Origin of the sequence: Streptomyces sp. NBC_00370 (genome assembly GCF_036084755.1) — a bacterium.
Taxonomy (GTDB): Bacteria; Actinomycetota; Actinomycetes; order Streptomycetales; family Streptomycetaceae; genus Streptomyces.
In genome coordinates, this window is sequence record NZ_CP107968.1 from 6099189 (window position 1) to 6115948 (window position 16760).

Annotated in this window: 15 protein-coding genes and 5 tRNA genes; 16 read left to right on the forward strand and 4 right to left on the reverse strand. The window is 70.0% G+C overall.

The features are described from left to right. Positions 1-2 precede the first annotated feature (2 nt). The gene (locus OHS57_RS27300) at positions 3-3842 is read right to left on the reverse strand and encodes a sensor histidine kinase (RefSeq protein WP_328583628.1); all 3840 of its coding nucleotides are present in this window, start codon (positions 3840-3842) and stop codon (positions 3-5) included. A 571-nt stretch (positions 3843-4413) separates the two neighbouring features. Here OHS57_RS27300 and OHS57_RS27305 point away from each other — a divergent pair. The 9 genes from OHS57_RS27305 (at position 4414) to OHS57_RS27345 (ending at position 8296) form a co-directional block, all read left to right on the forward strand. Continuing rightward, positions 4414-4602, forward strand: coding sequence for a hypothetical protein (locus tag OHS57_RS27305; RefSeq protein WP_041984023.1), 189 nt, complete (start codon positions 4414-4416; stop codon positions 4600-4602). 106 nt (positions 4603-4708) lie between these two features. Beyond that, the gene (locus OHS57_RS27310) at positions 4709-5494 is read left to right on the forward strand and encodes a fumarylacetoacetate hydrolase family protein (RefSeq protein ID WP_328583629.1); all 786 of its coding nucleotides are present in this window, start codon (positions 4709-4711) and stop codon (positions 5492-5494) included. Continuing rightward, positions 5487-6959, forward strand: coding sequence for a glutamate--tRNA ligase (gene gltX / locus OHS57_RS27315; protein ID WP_041984020.1), 1473 nt, complete (start codon positions 5487-5489; stop codon positions 6957-6959). The genes OHS57_RS27310 and gltX overlap by 8 nt, the downstream gene beginning before the upstream one ends. A 60-nt stretch (positions 6960-7019) precedes the next feature. After that, positions 7020-7739 (forward strand): HAD family hydrolase, encoded by a 720-nt coding sequence (locus OHS57_RS27320; protein WP_328583630.1) that lies wholly within the window; start codon positions 7020-7022, stop codon positions 7737-7739. A gap of 87 nt (positions 7740-7826) precedes the next feature. Beyond that, positions 7827-7898 (forward strand) — tRNA-Gln (locus OHS57_RS27325). Between the two features lie 19 nt (positions 7899-7917). Next, positions 7918-7990 (forward strand) — tRNA-Glu (locus tag OHS57_RS27330). A 61-nt stretch (positions 7991-8051) separates the two neighbouring features. Beyond that, positions 8052-8124, forward strand: a tRNA-Glu gene (locus OHS57_RS27335). Positions 8125-8133: 9 nt separating this feature from the next. Then, positions 8134-8205, forward strand: a tRNA-Gln gene (locus OHS57_RS27340). An 18-nt stretch (positions 8206-8223) separates the two neighbouring features. Next, positions 8224-8296, forward strand: a tRNA-Glu gene (locus OHS57_RS27345). Positions 8297-8415: 119 nt separating this feature from the next. Here the strand turns inward: OHS57_RS27345 and ndgR are convergent. Then, the gene (ndgR, locus tag OHS57_RS27350; RefSeq protein WP_041995019.1) at positions 8416-9135 is read right to left on the reverse strand and encodes an IclR family transcriptional regulator NdgR; all 720 of its coding nucleotides are present in this window, start codon (positions 9133-9135) and stop codon (positions 8416-8418) included. 182 nt (positions 9136-9317) lie between these two features. On the opposite strand from ndgR, the gene leuC reads away from it, so the two are divergent. The 4 genes from leuC (at position 9318) to OHS57_RS27370 (ending at position 12488) form a co-directional block, all read left to right on the forward strand. Further along, positions 9318-10751, forward strand: coding sequence for a 3-isopropylmalate dehydratase large subunit (gene leuC / locus OHS57_RS27355; protein ID WP_041984017.1), 1434 nt, complete (start codon positions 9318-9320; stop codon positions 10749-10751). 2 nt (positions 10752-10753) lie between these two features. Then, entirely contained in the window at positions 10754-11362 is a 609-nt protein-coding gene (leuD, locus tag OHS57_RS27360) for a 3-isopropylmalate dehydratase small subunit (RefSeq protein WP_041984016.1), read from the forward strand. A 104-nt stretch (positions 11363-11466) separates the two neighbouring features. Next, complete coding sequence (locus OHS57_RS27365) at positions 11467-11694, forward strand: hypothetical protein (protein ID WP_078863397.1); 228 nt, start codon at positions 11467-11469, stop codon at positions 11692-11694. 143 nt (positions 11695-11837) lie between these two features. Next, the gene (locus OHS57_RS27370) at positions 11838-12488 is read left to right on the forward strand and encodes an HU family DNA-binding protein (protein WP_041984014.1); all 651 of its coding nucleotides are present in this window, start codon (positions 11838-11840) and stop codon (positions 12486-12488) included. A gap of 108 nt (positions 12489-12596) precedes the next feature. Here OHS57_RS27370 and OHS57_RS27375 read toward each other — a convergent pair whose 3' ends face one another. Further along, positions 12597-12800 carry a hypothetical protein gene (locus tag OHS57_RS27375; protein WP_041984012.1) on the reverse strand — a complete coding sequence of 68 codons (204 nt, stop codon included), beginning with the start codon at positions 12798-12800 and terminating at the stop codon, positions 12597-12599. 16 nt (positions 12801-12816) lie between these two features. Beyond that, positions 12817-13506, reverse strand: a complete 690-nt coding sequence (gene cofC, locus OHS57_RS27380) for a 2-phospho-L-lactate guanylyltransferase (protein ID WP_041984011.1) — start codon at positions 13504-13506, stop codon at positions 12817-12819. 157 nt (positions 13507-13663) lie between these two features. Between cofC and OHS57_RS27385 the strand changes: the two genes are divergently transcribed. The 3 genes from OHS57_RS27385 to OHS57_RS27395 all read left to right on the forward strand — a co-directional run bounded on the left by OHS57_RS27385 (position 13664) and on the right by OHS57_RS27395 (position 16686). After that, positions 13664-14455 carry a lysophospholipid acyltransferase family protein gene (locus OHS57_RS27385; RefSeq protein WP_328583631.1) on the forward strand — a complete coding sequence of 264 codons (792 nt, stop codon included), beginning with the start codon at positions 13664-13666 and terminating at the stop codon, positions 14453-14455. After that, positions 14452-15453, forward strand: a complete 1002-nt coding sequence (locus tag OHS57_RS27390; RefSeq protein WP_041984008.1) for an NAD(P)H-dependent glycerol-3-phosphate dehydrogenase — start codon at positions 14452-14454, stop codon at positions 15451-15453. Before OHS57_RS27385 ends, OHS57_RS27390 begins: the two co-directional genes overlap by 4 nt. 69 nt (positions 15454-15522) lie before the next feature. Next, positions 15523-16686, forward strand: a complete 1164-nt coding sequence (locus OHS57_RS27395; protein WP_041984005.1) for a D-alanine--D-alanine ligase family protein — start codon at positions 15523-15525, stop codon at positions 16684-16686. Positions 16687-16760 lie beyond the last annotated feature (74 nt).

Consider the following 16760-nt stretch of genomic DNA (forward strand, 5'->3'; position numbering starts at 1 on the left):
AACTAACGCTCCTGCTGGTGAGAGGGGCCGAGGTTGAAGCTGTTGTTCGACGGGCCGGTGTTGCCGGCCTGCCGCCCTTGCTGGATACCCCGGCGAAGATTGGTCAGCCTGCCGCGTACGTCCGCCGGTGCACGAGACACCTGCGGACCGGCCTGGTTGTTCTGTTCCTGCGCGGTACCGGGCACCAGGTTGGCACGCGGTACCCGGCGGGGCAGACCGGATGTGGTGATTCCGCCCGCCGCCGGCTTCCTGACCCGCTCGGCCTGGCGTACCAGCTCGTCGTTGGGTGACGTGCGCCAGGAGGAGGTGAGCCCCGAACCGTTGCTGACCGGGCCGGTGGACGACCCCTGGTTGAAGGAGCCGGAACCGTTGGTGGCGGGAGCGTTGCCGACCGGCCCGCGCGCGGGCTCGCGCCGCGGCATCGGGGGCGGCGTCGGCTCCTGCGGCTGCTGGGCCGCGGGTGCCTGCTGCTCCGGCGGGCGTTCGCCGCCCTGCGTGCTCTGCGGACCGTGGAACCAGTTGGTCTCCAGGGTGTCGTAGAGCGGCGTACGGCCGTCGCCGGGACCGGCGGGCGGCAGCGCGTCGGGCTGGCGCTGTCCGGGCCCCTGGTAGCCGCCCTGCGCACCTGGCGCCTGCGGCCGCTGGGCCTGGAAGTCCTGCTGCCTGCCGTACTGCTGGTCCGGTGCCGGAGCCTGCGGAGCGTTGTAGTCGGCCGGTGCGCGGTAGTCGGACTGCGCGTAACCGCCCTGCTGGCCCTGGACGGGGCCGCGCGGGGCGCCGAAGTCCTGCTGCGCGCTGAAGTCGGGCCGCGGGGCGTTGAAGTCCGGACGGGCGAACTGCTCGGTGGACGCGGGGTCCTGAGCGCCGGCGCGGGGAGCGTCCGGCCGGGGTCCGTTGAAGTCCGGGCGCGGGAACTCGGCCGTGGCCGCGGGTCCCTGCCGGTCGGCCTGCGGGAACTGACCGGAGTCGTGCTCCTCGTGGCCACGGGGAGCGTCCATCGCGGGCTGCTGCCGTGCGGACTGCTGGTCGGCGCCCCAGGTGGTGGCCTGCGGCGTCTGCGGGCGCTGCGGACGGGGGTTGCCGCCCGGCAGCTCGGCGCGCGGTCCGCCGGGCGGCGGCAGCTGCCTGCCGCGGTCGGCGAGGGGCGCGTTGCCCTGCTGGCCCTGGTTCTGCTGGCCGGGGAAGGGACTCTGGCCCCTGGAGCCGAAGTTGTTCTGCGCGCCGGGGCCGCCGGGGCCGCCGGGGCCGCCGGGGCCCCCTGCGCCGTTGTTACCGAAGGCCTGGCCCAGCCCCTGCCCCGGCTGGCCCTGGTTCTGCTGGCCGGAGCCGGGCGCCTGGCCGCTGCCGAACGCGTTCTGGGCGAAGACGTTGGGCACGGAGCCCTGACCTGCGCCCTGGCCCTGCGGGTCCGCCTGCGGAGCGCCGTTGAACGGGCCGCCGCTCTGCGGTCCGCCACGGGCCGGCAGCGCGGCGCGCGGCGCCGTACCGGCACCGACTTGGCCGCGCGGAGCACCCGCGGGGAGCCGTCCGGGAGCGGCTGAGCCGCCACCGGGACCGCCGCCCGCCGGTCCTGCGCCGAGACCCGCCCTGCCGCCCTGCTGGGCGCCGGGGCCTGCGGTGAGCCGGGAGGCGGGCGGCTGGGCGGAGCCGGCGGGTCCCGCGGCGCCCCCCTTGCCTGCCGGAGCCTTCTTGCCGCCGTGCGCGACGTCGACCGGCAGCATGACCAGCGCGGTCGTACCACCGGAGTCGGAGGGCCTGAGCTGGATCCTGATGCCGTGGCGCAGGGACAGCCGGCCGACCACGAACAGACCCATGCGGCGGGAGACGGAGACGTCCACGGTGGGCGGTGAGGCCAGCCGTTCGTTGATCGCCGCCAGGTCCTCGGGGGAGAGGCCGATGCCGGTGTCGTGGATCTCGACGAGCACCCGCCCGTCGGGCAGCGCGTGACCGGTGACCCGGACCTTCGTCTGCGGCGAGGAGAACGACGTCGCGTTCTCCAGCAGCTCGGCGAGCAGGTGCACGAGGTCGTTGACGACGCGACCGGCGACCTCGGTGGCCGGGACCGCGGCGAGTTCGATGCGCTCGTACTGCTCCACCTCGGAGGCGGCGGCACGGAGCACGTCGACCAGCGGGACGGGCCTGGTCCACCGGCGGCCCGGCTCCTCACCGGCGAGGACCAGCAGGTTCTCACCGTTACGGCGCATACGGGTCGCGAGGTGGTCGAGCTTGAACAGCGAGGAGAGCTGGTCGGGGTCGGCCTCGCGCGACTCCAGTTCGGAGATGAGCGAGAGCTGACGCTGGATCAGGCCCTGGCTGCGGCGCGAGAGGTTGGTGAACATCGCGTTGACGTTGCCTCGCAGCAGCGCCTGCTCGGCGGCCAGTCGGACCGCCTCGCGGTGCACGTCGTCGAAGGCCGCGGCCACCTGGCCGATCTCGTCCCGCGAGTGCACACCGACCGACTCGACGGAGGTGTCGACGTCCTGCGGGTCGGTCTCGGAGAGCTGCTTGACGAGCTCGGGCAGCCGGTCCTGGGCGACCCGGGTCGCGGTGTCCTGCAGCCGACGCAGCGAGCGGATCATGGACCGGGCCACGACGAAGGCGCCGACCAGCGAGACACCGAGGACCAGCAGGATCAGCGCGGCGTTGATGATCGCGTCGCGCTGCGAACTGCTGCGCAGCTCCCGGGCCTTGCTCTCCATCTCGTTGAGCAGCGTGGCTTCGATGGTCTTCATCGCGTTGATGCGGGTGGACGCCTGGTCGGTCCAGTCCAGGTACGACCGGTTGACCTGGTTCTCCAGCCCGTCACGCGAACCGAGCACCGGGTCGGCGTACTTCTCGGACGCCTGGATCTCCGGGTTGCCCTGGCCGTTCAGGGGCGCCATCAGCTCTTCGGCGTCGCCGCCCATGGACTCGTACAGCGAGCTGAACGTGGTGAGCGAGTTCCGCTCCTTGTTCATCGCCGCGAGGCCGTAGAGGCGGTCGTTCTCGTTGAGCTCACCGCGCTGCTTCGGGTCGGCGGGGAGCGCGGCGGCGATGATGGCCCGCTGGATGGACGCGTACTCCTTCGCGGAGGAGAACGCCGCCAGCGCACGGGTCCGCTTGATCATGTCCGGGTTGCTGGTCGCCTGCGCCATGTCCTGCGAGAGGCTCAGCAGCGAGGTGATCAGTCCGTCGTACGCGTCGACCGTCAGCGAGTGCGACGTCTTCGACTGGTAGGCGTCCCGCCGGATGTCGTTGATCTGGTTGACCTGCGCGGCGATCTGCTCCACGTTCGAGCGGATGCTCTCCAGCGCCTCGTCACCGTCGGTGTTGCCGATGTCGACGGTGGCGTCGAGGAACGCCTTCTTCGCCCGGTCGGTCTGGACGCGCTCGTTCTTGATCCGGGTGTCGGTCGAGTTGACGCCGTTGCTGAGCGGCCCCGCGGACTCGTCGCGCTCCGTCTGGAGCTGCGTGGCGAGATTGGTCGCTTCCTTCGTCATCTTGGTCAGCAGCTGCATGTGCTCCAGCTGCTGGATGTCGTTGAGCGAGTCGTTGATGCGGAATCCACCCAGGGTGGTGGCGGCGACCACCGGCAGGGCGAGCAGGGACACCAGACGGGTGCTGATGCGCCAGTTGCGCAGGGCTATTCGTGAGCCCGCGTCGCTCGGACCTGCGGGCTTGGGCGCCGGCTTGGCCCCTTCGCCGCCCGGTGCCGCGCCCGGGCGAGCGGCGCGGTCGCCACTCTCGCCGGAGGGTGCGGGACCCGGGTTCTGGGTGTGCTGGGGCGAGGAGCCGCGGTCGATTCCGCTGCGGGGCTCCTGCTCCGCCGCAGCGCTGCTATCCCTCTTCGAACGTCCCTGCACTAGCGTCGCAACCTCTGGACCAGGCGTCCGCCGCAGAACGGCAGGACGGTGTCGGCGTTGTGGGGCGTGGAACGCCCCCCATGGTGGTCGTGAGTGACCGGCGCTACTCCCCTTCCCCGCCACCACTCGGCGCTGCGTTGCGCCCCTGTGCGCCGGCTTCAAACCCGCGGCGGTGGGGGGAATTCCAGCACAGTGCAGGATCTCCAACAAGGGCCGCGTACCGGGCTGTGACCTGTATGACACGGTGTAATTGACGTGTCACGAGCAGTAGAAAGTGTTCATGGAGGAAAGGGGCGATTCCCGGCGACCCGACTACGGGTGGGGGGTGTCTGAGACCTGTTGATCGGGAGCGGAATGCAACGTTCCGTGATGCATTGTCCGTTTCCCTGGTGGTAGATGGCTGTCGGGAATGGGCGAAATGCCCGTCAACTGGTGAGCAAACTCACATGGAGATCGCTGCCGGATCCCGTCCGTGCGGGGGAATTGGATGTTTAGCCTGACGCTTTACAGGGATGGCACATCCGACAAGTGGCGCCCCGGCGCCCCACGCGACAAGGGTCTGACACCACAGATGAAGACGACGATGATGTTCCGCAACACCGCCAACCCCAGGCGCACCACCCTGGCACACCTCGCCGACGCCGAGGAGCTGCGCCCCGCGGAGCAGCCCGAACATCCCGTCACGCTGCCGACCCGGACCGCCAACCCCCGCCGCACGAAGCTGATGGACGCGCCCGTCGCGCCGCAGCCGGTCGAGTAGGTCCCCGCCGGCCCGTGACACGCGCTGCCGTCACCGCTCGTCACGTTAGCCTGGAGCGTCAGTCTCCGGACCAGCGAGCGAGTGAAGTGAGGGGCGACAGCATCCCGTGCGCATCGCCAGATTCTCCATCGACGGCAATGTCGCCTTCGGCGCGGTCGAGGACGGGGGCAGCGGCGATCAGGCCGGCCTCGTCCTCGACATCATCAGAGGCATTCCGTACACCGAGTTCGAGCTCTCGGGCACCAAGGTCCCGCTGAGCAAGGTACGGCTGCTGCCGCCCGTGCTCCCGAACAAGGTCGTGGCCGTCGGCCGCAACTACGCGGACCACGCGGCGGAACTCGGCAACGAGGTACCCGAAGCGCCGATCACCTTCTTCAAGCCCACCACATCGGTGATCGGCTCGGGCGACGCGATCGAGTACCCGAACTTCTCCAGCGACGTGCACTACGAGGCCGAACTGGCCGTCGTCATCGGACGGCTGTGCCGCGAGGTGCCGCGCGAGCGCGTCAAGGACGTCATCTTCGGCTACACCTGCGCCAACGACGTCACCGCTCGCGACACCCAGAAGCGCGAGAAGCAGTGGGCGCGCGCCAAGGGCTTCGACACCTCGTGCCCGCTGGGCCCCTGGGTGGAGACGGAGCTCGACCCCTCCGACGTCACGATCCAGTGCACCGTCAACGGCGAACAGCGCCAGCTCGGCCGGACGAGCGAGATGATCCGCTCCGTCGAGGACCTGATCGTCCACATCACCGAGGCCATGACGCTGCTCCCCGGAGACGTCATCCTCACCGGCACTCCCGCGGGGGTCGGTCCCCTCGCCGTCGGCGACGAGGTCGCCGTCACCATCGAAGGCATCGGCACTCTCACCAACAAGGTGATCAAGCGTGGCTAACGGTTCTGTCCGTGTTCGTTTCTGTCCGTCGCCGACCGGCAACCCCCATGTGGGCCTGGTCCGCACCGCCCTGTTCAACTGGGCGTACGCCCGCCACACCGGCGGCACGCTGGTCCTGCGCATCGAGGACACCGACGCGGCGCGCGACTCCGAGGAGTCGTACACGCAGCTCCTCGACTCGCTGCGCTGGCTCGGCCTCGACTGGGACGAGGGCCCCGAGGTCGGCGGCCCCCACGAGCCGTACCGGCAGTCGCTGCGGATGGACATCTACCGCGAGACCGCCGAGAAGCTGCTCGCCACGGGACACGCGTACCACTGCTACTGCACCCCCGAGGAGCTGGAGGCCCGCAGGGACGCCGCGCGCAAGGCCGGCCGGCCCTCCGGGTACGACGGGCACTGCCGGGACCTCACCGACGCGCGCAAGAAGGGCTACGAGGCCCAGGGCCGCAGCTCCATCGTCCGCTTCCGGATGCCCGACGAGCCGATCACCTTCACCGACCTGGTGCGCGGCGAGCTGACGTTCACCCCGGACAACGTGCCGGACTACGGCATCGTCCGGGCCAACGGCGCCCCGCTCTACACGCTCGTCAACCCCATCGACGACGCGCTGATGGAGATCACCCACGTGCTGCGCGGCGAGGACCTGCTGTCCTCGACCCCGCGCCAGATCGCGCTCTACAAGGCGCTGATCGAGCTGGGCGTCGCCAAGGAGATCCCGGCGTTCGGACATCTGCCGTACGTGATGGGCGAGGGCAACAAGAAGCTCTCCAAGCGCGACCCGCAGGCGTCCCTGAACCTCTACCGCGAGCGCGGCTTCCTGCCCGAGGGGCTGCTCAACTACCTCTCGCTGCTGGGCTGGTCGCTCTCGGCCGACCGCGACCTGTTCTCGATGGACGAGATGGTCGCCGCGTTCGACATCGCGGACGTCAACGCCAACCCGGCCCGCTTCGACCTGAAGAAGGCCGAGGCGATCAACGCGGACCACATCAGGCAGCTGGACGTGAAGACCTTCACCGAGGCCTGCGGCCCCTGGCTGAAGGCCCCCTACGCGCCCTGGGCGCCGGAGGCCTTCGACGCCGAGGCCTTCGCGGCCCTCGCCCCGCTGGCCCAGACCCGGGTCACCGTGCTGTCCGACATCACCGCCAACGTCGACTTCCTCTTCCTGGACGAGCCCGTCGAGGACGAGGCGTCCTGGGCGAAGGCGATGAAGGGCGACCCGGCGGCGCTGCTGACCACGGCCCGCGCGAAGGTGGCGGAGTCGGAGTGGAACGCCGAGGCCCTGAAGAACGCGGTCCTGGCGGCAGGCGAGGAACACGGCCTCAAACTGGGCAAGGCCCAGGCCCCGGTCCGGGTGGCCGTCACCGGCCGCACGGTCGGTCTGCCGCTCTTCGAGTCCCTGGAAATCCTGGGCCGCGAGCGCACGCTGTCCCGCATCGACGCGGCCCTGGCCAAGCTGACGGCCTGACGGCCATGACCCCGGGGCCGATACGGCCCGGGGCGGCCGGGTGTCGGTAGCGTGGGCGGCATGCCCATCCGTGCCGTCCTGTGGGACATCGACGACACCCTGTTCGACTACACCGGCGCCGACCGCGCCGGAATGCGGCGGCATCTCGCCGCCGAGGGCCTGATCGACCGGTTCGCCACCGTCGACCAGGCCCTCGGCCGTTGGCGCGAGATCACCGACGCGCACTGGCTGCGGTTCGCCGCGGGGGAGACGGACTACCTGGGGCAGCGCAGGGACCGTACGCGGGTCTTCCTCGGTGCCGAGCTGACCGACGCCGAGGCCGACGCCTGGTTCGGGCGGTACCTCGGCCACTTCGAGTCCGCCTGGACGCTCTTCCCCGACGCGCTCGCCGCCCTGGACGGCCTCGCGGGCGACTACCGGCAGGCGGTGCTGTCCAACTCCAGCAGCCCGGTCCAGGACCGCAAGCTGCGGGTCCTCGGTGTGCGGGACCACTTCGAGGCCGTGGTCTGCGCGGCCGAGGTCGGCGCGGCCAAGCCCGCTGCCGCCGCCTTCCACGCGGCCTGTGACGCCCTCGCGCTGCCGCCCGCCGAAGTGGCGTACGTGGGCAACGAACCCGACATCGACGCCGGCGGCGCCGTGGCCGCGGGACTCGCGGGGATCTGGCTCGACCGGGGGCGGCTCGGCGGCCGTCCCGATCTTGTGCGGATCGCCGATCTCGCCGAGCTGCCAGGCCTGCTGCGGGGCGATACTCGTTTTGGAGCGCTGTCCGCCATCGGGTAATGTTCTTCCTGCGTCGCCCGAGCAGGCCGAAAGGTCCGGCCGGGAGACGCAAGCCAAACCAACCCCCACCAGGGGGTTGATTTTTGGTGGGCTATGGTGTAATTGGCAGCACGACGGTTTCTGGTTCCGTTAGTCTAGGTTCGAGTCCTGGTAGCCCAGCTGCAGATGTATCTGCAACGCCCCCGTTGTGTAGCGGCCTAGCACGCTGCCCTCTCACGGCAGTAGCGCCGGTTCGAATCCGGTCGGGGGTACAGATCCTTCTCTCCGACGCCTTCGGGTCGCACCCGGATGCGTCGACGCAGGATCGCCAGGGCCCCCGTTGTGTAGCGGCCTAGCACGCTGCCCTCTCACGGCAGTAGCGCCGGTTCGAATCCGGTCGGGGGTACTACCACCATGGGCTATGGTGTAATTGGCAACACGGCGGTTTCTGGTTCCGTTGTTCTAGGTTCGAGTCCTGGTAGCCCAGCTGGACCTCATGGTCCTCGCCCCCGTTGTGTAGCGGCCTAGCACGCTGCCCTCTCACGGCAGTAGCGCCGGTTCGAATCCGGTCGGGGGTACCCACAGATACGAGCAGGCCCTTCCCCAGCAGGGGAAGGGCCTTTCGCATGTCATGACGCCGAAGCGCCGCCCCTGTTCCGGGAGTTGGCCCGGAACAGGGCGGGCTGCCGCTCACCTCTCAGCTGCCGCCCCGGCGCAGCGCCTCGCTCAGCCGGCCCGCCGCGTCAATGACGGCCTGGGCGTGCATCCGGCCCGGGTGCCGGCTCAGCCGCTCGATCGGACCCGACACCGAGACGGCGGCCACCACCCGGTTCGACGGGCCGCGCACCGGCGCCGAGACCGAGGCGACGCCCGGCTCCCGCTCACCGATGGACTGGGCCCAGCCCCTGCGCCGTACGCCCGAGAGCGCCGTCGCCGTGAAGCGGGCGCCCTGCAGGCCGCGGTGCAGCCGCTCGGGCTCCTCCCAGGCCATCAGGATCTGCGCCGACGAGCCCGCCTTCATGGTGAGCGTGGAGCCGACGGGGACGGTGTCCCGCAGTCCCGAGAGCCGCTCGGCTGCCGCCACGCAGATCCGCATGTCGCCCTGCCTGCGGTAGAGCTGGGCGCTCTCGCCCGTCACGTCCCGCAGATGTGTGAGCACCGGGCCCGCCGTCGCCAGCAGCCGGTCCTCACCCGCGGCCGCCGCCAGCTCCGCCAGCCGCGGGCCGAGAATGAAGCGGCCCTGCATGTCCCGCGCCACCATCCGGTGGTGTTCCAGCGCCACGGCGAGCCGGTGCGCCGTGGGCCGTGCGAGCCCGGTCGCAGCGACCAGCCCGGCGAGGGTGGCCGGCCCTGACTCCAGGGCGCTCAGTACGAGAGCAGCCTTGTCGAGAACGCCGACGCCGCTAGAGTTGTCCATGAAACGATACTCGCGTCTCACTCTGTGAAACGCAAGTTCCTTTTTCCGGTGAACTTGCCAACCTGTACGTACGGGCTCGCGGAGACCACGGGTCACCGGCCGGCGTCCGGCTCGCGGGGGGACGGACGTAGGCCCACACATCTCTAGGAATGCCGGCGACGCAGCCGGCCGGAGGGAAAGCGATGGGTAGGACACTCGCGGAGAAGGTCTGGGACGACCATGTCGTCCGGCGCGCAGAGGGCGAGCCCGACCTCCTCTTCATCGATCTGCATCTCCTGCACGAGGTGACCAGCCCCCAGGCCTTCGACGGCCTTCGGCAGAACGGCCGGACGGTGCGGCGGCTCGACCTCACCATCGCGACCGAGGACCACAACACCCCCACCCTCGACATCGACAAGCCGATCGCCGACCCGGTCTCCCGGATCCAGCTGGAGACGCTGCGCAAGAACTGCGCCGACTTCGGCGTCCGGCTGCACCCGCTGGGCGACGTCGAGCAGGGCGTCGTCCACGTCGTGGGCCCGCAGCTGGGACTGACCCAGCCCGGCACCACCGTGGTCTGCGGCGACAGCCACACCTCCACCCACGGCGCCTTCGGCGCGCTGGCGTTCGGCATCGGCACCAGCCAGGTCGAGCACGTCCTCGCCACCCAGACCCTGCCGCTGGCCAGGCCCAGGACCATGGCCATCACCGTCGAGGGCGAACTGCCCGAGGACGTCACGGCCAAGGACCTGATCCTCGCCGTCATCGCCCGTATCGGCACCGGCGGCGGCCAGGGCTACATCCTCGAATACCGGGGTTCCGCCATCGAGAAACTCTCGATGGAGGCCCGCATGACCATTTGCAACATGTCGATCGAGGCCGGCGCCCGTGCGGGGATGATCGCCCCCGACGAGACCACCTTCGACTACCTCAAGGGCCGCGACCACGCACCCGCGGCCGAGGACTGGGACGCGGCCGTCGCGTACTGGAAGACGCTGCGCACGGACGACGACGCGGTCTTCGACGCCGAGGTGTTCATCGACGCCTCCGAACTGGCCCCGTTCGTCACCTGGGGCACCAACCCGGGCCAGGGCGCGCCGCTCTCCTCCCACGTCCCCGACCCTGCTTCGTACGAGGACGCCGCCGAGCGGCTCTCCGCCGAAAAGGCCCTGGAATACATGGGGTTGACGGCGGGTCAGGCGCTGCGCGACATCAGGGTCGACACCGTCTTCGTCGGCTCCTGCACCAACGGCCGTATCGAGGACCTGCGATCGGCCGCCGCCATCCTGGAAGGCCGCAAAGTCGCCGACGGCGTACGGATGCTGGTGGTTCCCGGATCGGTACGGGTGGCCCTCCAGGCCGTCGCCGAGGGCCTGGACAAGGTGTTCACCGGGTCAGGGGCCGAATGGCGGCACGCGGGCTGCTCGATGTGTCTGGGCATGAACCCCGACCAACTGGCGCCCGGTGAGCGCTCGGCGTCCACCTCCAACCGCAACTTCGAGGGCAGGCAGGGCAAGGGCGGCCGCACGCACCTGGTCTCCCCGCAGGTCGCCGCCGCCACCGCCGTGCTGGGCCATCTGGCCTCGCCCGCCGACCTGTCCGACGCCGAAGACCGCACGCCCGCAGGAGCCCGATAACCATGGAAGCCTTCACGACACACACCGGCCGGGCCGTACCGCTGCGCCGCAGCAACGTCGACACCGACCAGATCATCCCCGCCCACTGGCTGAAGAAGGTCACCCGCGACGGCTACGAGGACGGGCTCTTCGAGGCGTGGCGCAAGGACCCGGAGTTCGTGCTGAACCAGCAGCGGTACGCGGGTGCCAGCGTGCTGGTCGCCGGACCGGAGTTCGGCACCGGATCCTCGCGCGAACACGCCGCGTGGGCCCTGCAGAACTACGGCTTCAAGGCCGTCATCTCGTCGCGGTTCGCCGACATCTTCCGGGGCAACAGCCTCAAGAACGGTCTGCTGACGGTCGTTCTGGACCAGGACGTGGTCGAATCCCTCTGGCAGCTGGTGGAGAGCGACGCCAAGACCGAGGTCACCGTGGACCTGGAGGCGCGCCAGGTACGGGCCACGGCGCCCGACGGGACCGCACTGTCGGCTGATTTCGACCTTGACGAGAACGCCCGCTGGCGGTTGCTGAACGGGCTCGACGACATCGGACTCACCCTTCAGAACGAAGCTGACATCGCGACTTACGAGGCCTCGCGACCGTCCTTCAAACCCCGCACAATTACCGTCTGATCAGGCCTTTTACCCTCCTGCACCCCCTGCCTCACGGCAGGGGGTGCAGTTGCATGTTGAGACCCTGTCGGGCGACAACTCGCCCCAGATGGCACAATCGGTGCATGGAACCCGACGGCCAACTCAAGCTTTACCGGTTGGTCGCCGAACAACTGAAAGAGGCGCACATCAGGGTGCGCACCCTGCAAGTCCCGGCGGGCGTACGCACGGCGCTCTCCAGGAAACTGCTGGTCATCACGGCTGCGGCGAAGCACGATCTCCCGGATGCAGCAAGGCGTCTGGACCGATTGATGAAGGACCTCGACGAGGGTCGATTTCCGGAAGGTGACTGACCTCCGAGGAACTCCACCAGGTCGACTTCGTTGCGGCACTAGGGTGATTAGCCCGTTTCGTGTTTGATTTGCGGTATATATCTGCCTAACGTGCGAAAAAGCTTGAACACTTTCGTTCTGGCAATGTCTCCGAAGGGGAAGACGTGAACAAGGCGCAGCTCGTAGAAGCGATTGCGGACAAGGTCGGCGGCCGTCAGCAGGCCGCGGACGCGGTCGACGCGGTACTCGACGCGGTGGTCCGCGCGGTTGTCGCCGGTGACCGGGTCTCGGTGACCGGATTCGGCTCGTTCGAGAAGGTCGACCGTCCGGCCAGGTACGCCCGCAACCCGCAGACGGGTGAGCGCGTACGGGTCAAGAAGACCTCGGTGCCGCGCTTCCGCGCGGGCCAGGGCTTCAAGGATCTGGTCAGCGGCTCGAAGAAGCTCCCCAAGAACGACGTGGCGGTCAAGAAGGCCCCCAAGGGCAGCCTCTCGGGCGGTTCTTCCACCCGTACGACCGCCAAGGCCGCGGCCAAGAAGGCCACCGCCAAGAAGACCACCGCGGCGCGCGGCACCACCGCCCGTACGTCGGCGGCCAAGACGACAGCGGCGAAGAAGACGGGCTCGGCGAGGAAGACCTCGGCCAAGAAGACCAGCGCCGCCTCCTCGACCGCCAAGAAGACCACCGGCACGGCCAAGAAGGCCGCCGCCAAGAAGACGGCTCCGGCCAAGAAGGCCGTCGCCAAGAAGGCCCCGGCCAAGAAGGCCACCGCGCGCACCACCACGGCCAAGAAGACGGTCGCCAGGAAGAAGTAAGCGCTACAAGGCCACTCACGCACCGGGCCGGGCTCCCTCCGGGGAGCCCGGCCCGCGGCGTTGAGCCCTGACGGTCCTGTCGGGTCCGGTCGGTCCTGCCGGCCGGGGTCAGAACGTCTGGAGCGTCACCAGCGTGATCCGGCGCTCGGCGCCGTCGCCCTCGGTCTCGATACGCACCCGCTGACCCGGCCGGAGCAGCCGCAGACCGCCGGCGTCGAACGCCTCGGCCGCGAACTCCACGGGTGTGCCGTCGTCCAGGAGGACGCTGCCACTGCGCGTCTGCGCCGAGTAGGTGTAAGCGGTCGCCTGCATGGCCCCAGCGTATCGGTCAGTGCCAGGGCTGCGGCCCCGCCAGCGGCTCGTACCCCGGGTAGCGCGACGCCGTGTGCGGACCGAGGCCCAGCGCCGCCGCCACCAGCAGATCCTCGCCCGTGTCCACATCGCGCCGTACCGAATCGACGTCCGTCAGGACAATTTCCACCGCGCCCGACGACAAATGCCGAAGCCGGGAAGGACCGCCGAATGCGGGGGCCAATTCCACGGAAGGGGCAGCGGCCAGCAATGTCGTACCGATTCCTGACGCGTCGGCGAGAAATGCGCGGGGGAAAACAGCGGCGGCCGACAGCACCCTGGCCAGTTCCTCGGGACGCAGCGCCGGCAGATCCGCGTTGAGCGCGGCGACCGGCGCGGCAGGGCGGCGCGCCCTGACCGTACGCGCGCCGTGCGCCAGCGCCGCGTTGAGACCCGCACCCGGCGCGTCCGGCACGATCCGTGCCCCCAGCGCCGACAACCCGTCCGCCGCCGTCGGATCGTCCGTGACTACGGACACATCGCGCACCGCAGCGCAGGACAGCGCCGCGGCCACGGTGTCCTGCGCGAACGCCAACGCGAGCCTGCGCCGCCGCACGTCACCGGCCGCCTGCGCGAGCCTGCTCTTGGCAAGCCACAGCGGCTTGAGCGGTACGACGAGGGACCAGCGGTCCGGCGGGTCGGTGTTCGTGGCGTGCTCCCCATGCATGTGTACCGGCCCTCTATTGTGGCCCGACCGCGCCGTTGTCCACGGCGCCGGTCACGGAGGCTGGGCGTACGGTGTTCTCGACAGACCAGGGGCCTGGGGCGACACTTGACCCCCGGCAGCCAGGCAGCCAGCCAGGCCCTAAGAGGAAGGTGTCCGAGTGTCCCGCCGCAGAATCGGCTTCTGGTACCGCCTTGCGGCGGTCCTCGCGAAACCACCGCTCATCCTTCTGCTCAAGCGGGACTGGCAGGGAGCGGAACGTATGCCGGCCGACGGCGGATTCATCACCGCGGTGAATCACAATTCGCATCTCGACCCCTTTGCCTATGCCCACTTCCAGTACAACACCGGCCGCGTCCCGAGATTCCTCGCCAAGCACGGCCTGTTCACCAAAGGATTCGTCGGCGCCGTGATGCGCGGTACGGGTCAGATCCCGGTCTACCGCGAGAGCACCGACGCGCTGAGCGCCTTCCGCGCCGCCATCGACGCCGTGGAGCGCGGCGAGTGCGTCGCCTTCTACCCCGAGGGCACCCTCACCCGTGACCCGGACCAGTGGCCGATGACCGCCAAGACGGGCGCCGCCAGGGTCGCGCTGCAGACCAAGTGCCCGGTCATCCCCGTCGCGCAGTGGGGCGCCAACGCCCTGCTCCCGCCGTACGCGAAGAAGCCCGACCTCTTCCCGCGCAAGACGCACCACGTACTCGTCGGCGAGCCCGTCGACCTGACGCGGTTCTACGGCAAGGACATGACCCCCGACGTGCTGCGGGAGGCCACCGAGGTCATCATGGCCGCCGTCACCGAACTGCTGGTGGAGCTGCGCGGGGAGCCCGCGCCCGCCGAGGTCTACGACCACCGCAAGGCCAGGGCGGAACAGCGCCGCATCGCCGCCGAGAAGGCCGCGGTGAAGCCGGCGCCCGTCGAACGAGAAGTGGAAGAAGAGGGATCGTCGTGACACGGGTTGCCGTCTTCGGAGCGGGATCGTGGGGCACGGCGTTCGCCATGGTCCTCGCCGACGCGGGGAGCGAGGTGACCCTGTGGGGCCGCCGCCGCGATCTCGTCGAGACCATCACCCGTACCCACACCAACCCCGAGTACCTGCCGGGCGTCGAACTCCCCGCCTCCGTACGGGCCACGGCCGACCCGGCGGAGGCCGCGGACGGCGCCGACTTCACCGTGCTCACCGTCCCCTCGCAGACGCTGCGCGCCAACCTCGCCGAGTGGGCGCCCGTCCTGCCGCCCGACACCGTCCTCGTCTCGCTGATGAAGGGCGTCGAACTCGGCACGGCCAAGCGGATGAGCGAGGTCATCGAGGAGGTCGCGAAGGCGCCCGCCGAGCGGATCGCCGTGGTCACCGGGCCCAACCTGGCCGGGGAGATCGCCGCCAGGATGCCCGCCGCCGCCGTGGTCGCCTGCCGCGACGAGTCGGTGGCCGAACGGCTCCAGGCCGCCTGCCACAACCCGTACTTCCGCCCGTACACCAACACCGACGTCGTCGGCTGCGAACTCGGCGGCGCCGTCAAGAACGTGATCGGTCTGGCCGTCGGGATCGCCGACGGCATGAAGTTCGGCGACAACACCTCGGCCTCCCTGATGACCCGCGGTCTCGCCGAGACCACCCGGCTCGGCCTCGCCATGGGCGCCGACCCGCACACCTTCTCCGGACTCGCCGGGATGGGCGACCTGATCGCCACCTGCTCGTCGCCGCTCTCGCGCAACCACACCTTCGGCATCAACCTGGGCCGCGGGATGACGCTCCAGGAGACCATCGCCGCGTCGAAGCAGACCGCCGAAGGCGTCAAGTCCTGCGAGTCGGTGCTCGATCTGGGCAGGCGGCACGGTGTCGACATGCCGATCACCGAAACCGTCGTGGACATCGTCCACAACGGCAAGTCGCCGCTGGTCGCCCTCAAGGAACTCATGTCACGCAGCGCCAAGGCGGAGCGGCACTGAGTAGCGGGCGCGCCGGTGCGGGCGCGGGCCGCTGACCTGGGCGCCTGCACCGGGTACTCTCATCGCGATATGAGCAGCGAGAACTCCTTCCAGAGCCCTGAGCAGCCGCTCCGCAAACCCCGCGTGGCCGTCGTCTTCGGCGGCCGGAGCTCCGAACACGCCATTTCGGTGGTCACGGCCGGCGCCGTACTGCGGTCCATCGACCGCGAGAAGTACGACGTCCTGCCCATCGGGATCACCACGGACGGCCGCTGGGCCCTCACCGCCGACGACCCGGAGCGGATGGCCATCACCGGGTCGACGCTGCCGAGCGTCGAGAACATCGCCGAGTCCACGGACGGCGCAGTCGTCCTGTCGGTCGACCCCGGCAGCCGCGAAGTCGTCTACAGCGAACCCGGCTCGGTGCCCAAGGCACTCGGCGAGGTCGACGTCGTCTTCCCCGTCCTGCACGGCCCGTACGGCGAGGACGGCACCCTCCAGGGGCTGCTGGAACTCGCCGACGTGCCCTACGTCGGAGCGGGCGTCCTCGCCTCCGCCGTCGGCCAGGACAAGGAGTACATGAAGCGGGTGTTCACCTCGTTCGGGCTGCCGGTCGGTCCGTACGTGGTCGTACGCCCCCGCGAATGGCAGACCGCCGACAACGGCGCCGCCGCCCGCAAGAAGATCGTGGACTTCGCCGCCGAACACGGCTGGCCGCTCTTCGTGAAGCCGGCCCGCGCCGGGTCCTCCATGGGCATCACCAAGGTCGACGACCCGTCCGGCCTGGACGAGGCGATTGCCGAGGCGCAGCGCCACGACCCCAAGATCCTGGTGGAGTCGCTGCTGCGGGGCCGTGAGATCGAGTGCGGTGTCCTGGAGTTCGAGGACGGCCCGCGCGCCAGCCTGCCGGCCGAGATCCCGCCCGTCGTCGACCACGGCTTCTACGACTTCGAGGCCAAGTACATCGACTCGGCCACCGGACTCGTCCCCGCGCCGCTCACCGACGAGCAGACCGCCGAGGTACGGCGGCTCGCCGTCGACGCGTTCGAGGCCGCGTCCTGCGAAGGGCTCGTCCGGGCCGACTTCTTCCTCACCGAGGACGGCACGTTCGTCATCAACGAGATCAACACCATGCCGGGCTTCACCCCGATCTCGATGTTCCCCCGGATGTGGCAGGAGACCGGCGTCGGCTACGCCGAACTCATCGACCTGCTGATCCAGGCCGCGCTGCGCCGCCCGACCGGCCTGCGCTGAGCGGCGCCGCACGCTAGGGCCTGTCGTTCGGATCTTGCCGGGCTCGCGTGGGCTGGTGCCGCGCCTCGCGGCGT